We start from the raw sequence: 6,477 nt of genomic DNA, 5'->3' as shown, positions 1-6,477 counted from the left end.
TCAATGTTAGCAAGGTTCAACCGCTTTTAAGACGAGGAGGTGTCTGTGAAGTCATCAATTAATGGGTTATTGTAGGTACGGAAACAGGGTGCATCCGATGTTTGGACAGTCTGCCCTCATCCCCCGGAGCCCCATTCTCCCAAAAAGGGAGAAGCCTGTCCTGAGCTCTGAGCCGGTCGAAGGGTCGAAGGGGGGAGCCAGATTAAAATTCCCCTTCGACCCTTCGGCGGGGCTCAGGGCTCAGGACAGGCCTCTCGCACTCTGGGAGAGGGATTTAGGGTGAGGGCGGCGAGCATTGGGATGCTCCCCGGAAACAACCCGTCTATCCATCCCGACACCAATCTGGGTACAGATCTGGTGTGGGGCTGACGACGAAGACAGCTAAATGCAAACTAATACCGCTTTTATAGAGTTGACAAACAATCAATTGCTAAACCCAAGCATGGTACATCCGATGGATGATATCGCCAATCAAGCTCGCCAGGGCAGCGTATCGGCGATTATTCAAGTCCTGAATGAAAAACTGGCTCCTTCCGGCGTCAGAACCCGCGCCGTGTTTGCTGATGGCGTGTTGCAACTGCTATGCGAGGCTCTGAGTCCTGAACTCCTGGACCAAGCTACTGTGGTCGATCGCATTCGTCATATTTTAGAGTCTTTGGCACCGCGCAATATTCGTCGAGTCCATATCAACAGCCGTCTGGTGCGAGAACAGCAGTTGTTATGGCTGGAGGAAATTAACCGCGATCCTGAACATCAACTGCTCTGGACCCAACTGATTACCCTGAAAAAAGCCAATATCTTCAAACAAATCGGCCAAGATTTTACCCGACCAAAACCCCGGACTGACCCAGCTTTCCCCAAATCTCCCTATTCCCGTCAAGTCCGAGAAGAACGCCAATTTCGTCGGGGGATCCTCAATGGCCTCGGGGTGAGCCTGTTACTGGTGACTCTGGGTTTACTGATTTATAACTGGCCCAAAATTCAGGCCGGATTGAATTCAGGTCAATTTTCCCTGACTTCCGGCAATTCTGAAGAGTCATCAGTCTCCGATCGCGATGCCTTTGCAGAAGCGGTGCGATTAGCTGAACAAGCTTCCGATGATGGGAAAGTGGCTCAAACCTCGTCGGAATGGTTGGTAATTGCCGCTAAGTGGGAACAGGCTTCCATGTTGATGGCTTCAGTTCCTGCGGATCATCCCCGATCCAAAATCGCTCAAAACCGCACGGAACTCTATCGCAGTTACAGCGAGGATGCCCAAACTCAAGGCGATCGCCTGCGTCGAGAACAACTCTAATTCGCAGCTTGGACTGGGGAATTCAAGTCCGGTGTTCTGAAACCACTAGCTACGCTGACGGGATCAGCAGAAAGGTTTTACCTGGATTTCTTCCCCTTGTCTCTAGGCTCTGATGTTGCTCAAATTGAGTCTTGATTTCTGTAGGGTTAAATTCCAAATAGGGTATTTAACCGCTTGCGAATCCAAATCAACGGCTTTTCTTCCCCTTCAATTTCTTCATCCACCAGCAATCCTAAACTTTTGAGGGATTGTTGTCTTTCGGATAATTTTTCGGCAATGCGATCGGCTAAATTCCGATGAGTGACTAACAACCGTTGTAAATCATTTCGGTCGATTACAAATAAAATCGTATCTTCCAGGGTTCTTACACTCGCCGAACGGGGAATCCCCATGAGTAAAGAAATTTCTCCAAAAAACTCACCGGCGTGCAGACTGGCAATATATTTTTGCAGTCGCTGGGAAAAGACTTCGACCGAACCGGACAGAATAATATAAAAGCAATCCCCCGGGTCATTTTCCTGACAAATTAAGCGATCGCCAGGAAACAATTGTCTATATCCGTACTCAATTAAGTGCAGCAATTCCATATCGCTACAGGTCTCAAAATACGGCATTCGACGTAACAAATCTCGCAATGTCCAGTTATTCGGGGATTTGGGAATGGCTTGTTCAAGCTTGGGGGGAAAATTCTCCGATGGGGGAACCGTTTCTTGGCTGGGTAGATGGAAAATCTGATTTTTAAACAGGCTATTCAAGGAGTCGAGATTGCGAATATGTAAATCTCTCTGCGGAAACGGTATTTCAATGCCTCGCTGACGCAATTCACATTCAATCCGAAAATTCAAGGCACTTTTAATTGGGTCGCTATTTTGGGGTTCATCAATCCAGACTAACAGTCGAAAGTCTAAGGCACTTTCCCCAAAGCCTTGAAACCAGACTTTCGGCGGTGGATCAGATAATACGTCAGGTTCTTTACGCGCTGCACTCAGGAGGGCTTCAGTCACTGAAGCCGGATCGGTCCCGTAGGCGATACCGACGGGAATATGTAGGCGACTTTTCGGGTCTTGATAACTCCAGTTAATAATATTGGTTTCGACAAATCGGATATTAGGCACAATTACAAATACCCCATCGAGACTCCGAACAATGGTAGAACGAATGGAAATTTTTTCGACGGTTCCAAATAGATCATCGACTTGGATATAGTCGCCGACTTTAATGGGTTGTTCAAATAATAAGGTGATTCCGCTGATGAAGTTACTGGCGATATTTTGCAACCCAAACCCGATGCCAATTCCTAAAACCCCAGCAACGACGGTGAGGGAACTCAGGTCAATTCCCGTACTTTCGAGGACGATGAGAAAGGAGAGGGCGCTCAGAAGATATCCCATGACAGAGGCGATCGCTTCTCGGGTCCCGATGTGAAATTTTAAGCGGCCTAATAACCGGAGCTTAATCCATTCATTCACCCTGCGGGAGATCAAATAGGCGATCGCACTGAGTAACAGCAGTTGAGCGAGGCGATTTAGGGAAAATTCATTCCCTCCGACTCTAAACAAATCTTTAGTAAATATCTCACCGAAGACGTTTAAAAGGTGTTGTGTCTGCTTGATGATCCAATTTACCATTGAACTAAACTGCCTAACAGTAATTTTATATTTGATTTAAGCTCACTCGTTGCAGAGAATCTTTGCTGTGTTAATTGTTGAGTGGGTGGGGTGAAAATTCCAGAAATTTGGGAATGAATAGGAGAAAACTAAAAGGGATTTTCCATCATTCTTTGAATTAAAAACCAGACTCCTGCTCCCAATCCGGCCAGATTGACCAGCAAAGATAAAAATAAGGCAAAATACCCAAATAGCGTTAGAGTAACTTCATGGCGATCGTCGGGAATAAATCGAGTTTTTTCTACAGAAATAAACTCAGAAAGTTTTCCTTCTATAAAATTTTTACCCAGTCTTTTATTATAGAAATAAAAATGTTTTTTGAGGCTTTTTGGTTGATAAATAATCAGCCCTCGTTTTCCAGCGCTGAGATGACTAATTTTATTCAAATTCACCCCGAAAGTTTTAATCGCTTTTCGGGAAAAATCCGGACAGGAAAAACAAGCTAAACCCCTCTCAGTCAGTACAATACAGGCTAATTGACCTTGATATCGCACCCCAACAACGTCAAGGATTTCACTGGTTGAGGGCATCAATTCGGCCAGAGCCTGAGCGATTTTAGGAATGGCGTAGTAGTAATCCACGCTGAATTTTCCAGTTTGGGGAAACTGACCGATATCTCGCAGTAAGTCTTCATAGTCAAGGGCGGTGAGACGCGATCGCCTTTCACTTTCAGCCGTTTGTTCTGTACTGGGAGGAACTGAGGCAGAATTATCGGCTAATTGGGGCGGTATTTTTAAGCGATCGCCGTTCCCGGATTGGGTAGTTCTGCCCGGGGTTTTCCCCTTTTTGACCGAGGGGGATGGGTTGGATGTTGGGGACTTGCGGGAACCTCCAGTCCGCGAAACGGGAGCCTCTACGGGTGCGATCGCCGAGAGTTCCTCGGAGAATTCTGCCTGGGGGGAGAGCTTAAACTCTTGGGACCAGGCGGGGGCCTTCTGTCCAGTCTGAAGACCTAAAACTTTCAGGGAGGCGATCGCCTCGGGTGCCAATTTCATCACCCCTTGATAAATAAACCCAGCTAAAACTTTTTGATTGGGAACCTTGGGGGCTGCAAGGGTAATCTGCAAGCACCGACCCTTGAGGGCAGCTTTCGCCGTAATCCCTTTTGGTTCGAGGGACCGATTGATCAGGGCGGCGATCGCAGTGGGGCGGCCCTGTTTAGCAAGTTCCAAAAGCTCAGTCTGTGTCATAGCTGGCACGCGGGGATGATTAGAAAAAAGCGTGAATACCGATAATCATCAGGATAAAGGACCGGGTCAGTTTTGCCGATCACAGCATTCGCACCCTCGCGATCGCTCCAACAGCAATCCCTTTGGGCAAAAGTCTCAACCCCTCGGGTTGTCTGGGGTGTTAGCGAAGCTCAATCACCCCAATTCCTTCCTAGCGCTCAAACCCACTTCCCTTTACTCCAAAGCATTTGCAGCCCGTTGTCGAGCCGAATCAGCGTTTTGCTGATACTGCCCGACTCGGGGTTCAGCCGCTGGGTAATTAGGACTGTTTTCTGGGATTTGGCCCATCAAATCACTGGCCTCCTGCCACAGAACGGCAATTTGATTCCATTCCGCCTGGGTTTGAGCCGTTTGGGATTGATTTGCCGCCTCCTCGGCTAGTCTCACCGCTTCTCTATAGGCTTCTACTGCTGGGTCCGGGGCGGGGGCCGGCGCTTCTGCTGCTGGGTCCGGGGTGGGGGCCGGCGCTTCTGCTGCTGGGTCCGGGGTGGGGGCCGGCGCGGATGCTGCCGGGTCCGCAGGGTCAGAGGCGGGAGTTGTAGTCTCTTGACCTCTCATCAAAAACCAGTAGGCAGCACCCCCGCCTAGAAATAGAATTAAAACAACCAGAGGAACTATCAGCAGGACTTTATTCTGATACCATTTTTTGCCCTGGGGTTTGCCCGAGGCGATTTCTTCGTCCTCGTCCTCGTCCTCGTCCTCGTCGTCGAGGTATTCCGCTGACTCGTCTTCATCAGGCCCCTCTAAATCATCGTTGGCCATCAGATTTTCTTCGTCCGGGAGCAGGTCCTCATCGTCGGCGAGCATATCCTCATCTTCGGCGAGCATATCCTCATCGTCGGCGAGCACATCCTCATCTTCGGCAAACATATCCTCATCGGTAGCGAACATATCCTCATCGGTTGCAAATGCGGATTCTGGGGGTTCGATGTCTATTTCTTCTTGCCACGCCGGAAGGCGATCGCCGATTTTGCGTCCGTAAATCTTCAAGGTAGGAACTGACTCAATCCCCAACTCGGTTAGACCATTCTTAATGAAAGGAACTAGGGCCGTGGGATCGGGGACTGTTGCTGATTCAAGCAAGAGTAGCAAAGAACCGTCTTTGAGAACGGCTTTTGCAGTTATCCCTTGAGATTGAATGGCGTGATTGACTACAGCAGCGATCGCCTCGGGTTGGCCCGTTCTGGCGAGTTCTTTTTGGTCTGTCGGTGCATTAAATAAGGGCATGGGAGGAGGTAGGTAGATTCTGAAATCATCTTACTGTCGAGAATACCCACGGGAAACTTTAGCTTAGTCGGTAGATCGGATTTTACCTCAAACTTCGACTTTCTCTAATACATCAGTTCAGCTATAAGATAAAACGGACAAGAAACTGGGTTTGATCGCCCAAAGTTAAAGTGGCTCATGAGTAGAGATTTTCCCTAGAACCCCGGTTTGTCTTCTTTCGACTGTACCGACGCCCTCGGTTAGGCCCATGCGGAACGATCAAGAGTTCGGCTCAAGGATGGGTCACACTGACGATCTCCGGGGATAAAACTCCTGACTCTGAGTTGGATGTCCTTCTGTTTAGGAAAAAGAGGAGTCACCCCAAACAGGCGATCGCCACGGACGGAACTCCACAATCCGCATCCTTGATCTGGACCGACGCCCTAGACTGCTGGGATGATTTGGCAACTCCCCCCTTTTGTCAGCATTCCTAGATTTAGGGAATCTGCTGAGAAAGGGCTCGGGAGTCTGCTCAAGATTTTGCCCGGGGTCTAATCTACAACCCTTAACAACCCCTGGCGTAAAGCCTCAAATACTCGATCAATCAAAATTTGCTCTTTTGAGGTCAGGGAATCCTTAGATAACAGGGTCATCATAAAGATTCTTTGATCCGCCCGCGTGATGCGGTGTGTGAGGAAGATCCGTTCGACAATTTTTTCAATATTAGATTCCGGTTGCACTCTATTACGGTCATCATTAGGGATGTGATGGCTAAAGTTGTTTTAAAATCTACCATTGCTGAGGGAATCGGGGCAATTTTCAGCCCGTCGCCCTGGGTTTGATTGTTTCTCAGCCCGGGTACAGCTTCGCTGTGATTTATTCTGGGACCCCGGCCCCGGATGGGGTAAACGAGAACAAAAAACCGGGCTTCACTGACAGAAGTTGTTGCTAATTCCTAGCATTTTTGTGAAGAAACCCGGTTGTCTTTACGCTACTGTGCCGATGCTTTCAGCCACCTGAAACCGTGTCCTCTCAACCCGAATATCCGACTGATTGATCCGTGATTCCCTCGGCGATCGCC

At 48.7% G+C, this 6,477-nt stretch carries 4 protein-coding genes; 1 reads left to right on the top strand and 3 read right to left on the bottom strand.

Going from position 1 to position 6,477, the window contains the following annotated elements; all coding sequences use genetic code 11:
- Nucleotides 1–385: 385 nt before the first annotated feature.
- The gene (locus J0895_RS22655) at nucleotides 386–1,294 is read left to right on the top strand and encodes a hypothetical protein (protein WP_207090258.1); all 909 of its coding nucleotides are present in this window, start codon (nucleotides 386–388) and stop codon (nucleotides 1,292–1,294) included.
- 146 nt (nucleotides 1,295–1,440) lie between these two features.
- On the opposite strand, the gene J0895_RS22650 is transcribed toward J0895_RS22655, so the two are convergent.
- The 3 genes from J0895_RS22650 to J0895_RS22640 form a co-directional block, all read right to left on the bottom strand.
- The gene (locus tag J0895_RS22650; RefSeq protein WP_207090257.1) at nucleotides 1,441–2,922 is read right to left on the bottom strand and encodes a mechanosensitive ion channel domain-containing protein; all 1,482 of its coding nucleotides are present in this window, start codon (nucleotides 2,920–2,922) and stop codon (nucleotides 1,441–1,443) included.
- A 128-nt stretch (nucleotides 2,923–3,050) separates the two neighbouring features.
- Nucleotides 3,051–4,151: a hypothetical protein gene (locus J0895_RS22645; protein WP_207090256.1), complete on the bottom strand. Its 1,101-nt coding sequence runs from the start codon at nucleotides 4,149–4,151 to the stop codon at nucleotides 3,051–3,053.
- Between the two features lie 213 nt (nucleotides 4,152–4,364).
- A complete protein-coding gene (locus J0895_RS22640) occupies nucleotides 4,365–5,417 on the bottom strand; it encodes a hypothetical protein (RefSeq protein ID WP_207090255.1) in 1,053 nt (350 codons plus the stop codon).
- Between the last annotated feature and the right edge of the window lie 1,060 nt (nucleotides 5,418–6,477).

The sequence above is a fragment of the Phormidium pseudopriestleyi FRX01 genome, from assembly GCF_017313335.1.
Classification (GTDB): Bacteria; Cyanobacteriota; Cyanobacteriia; order Cyanobacteriales; family Laspinemataceae; genus Laspinema; species Laspinema pseudopriestleyi.
Note: the sequence above shows the minus strand (reverse complement) of the source record. Positions and strands in the feature narration are given on the sequence as shown.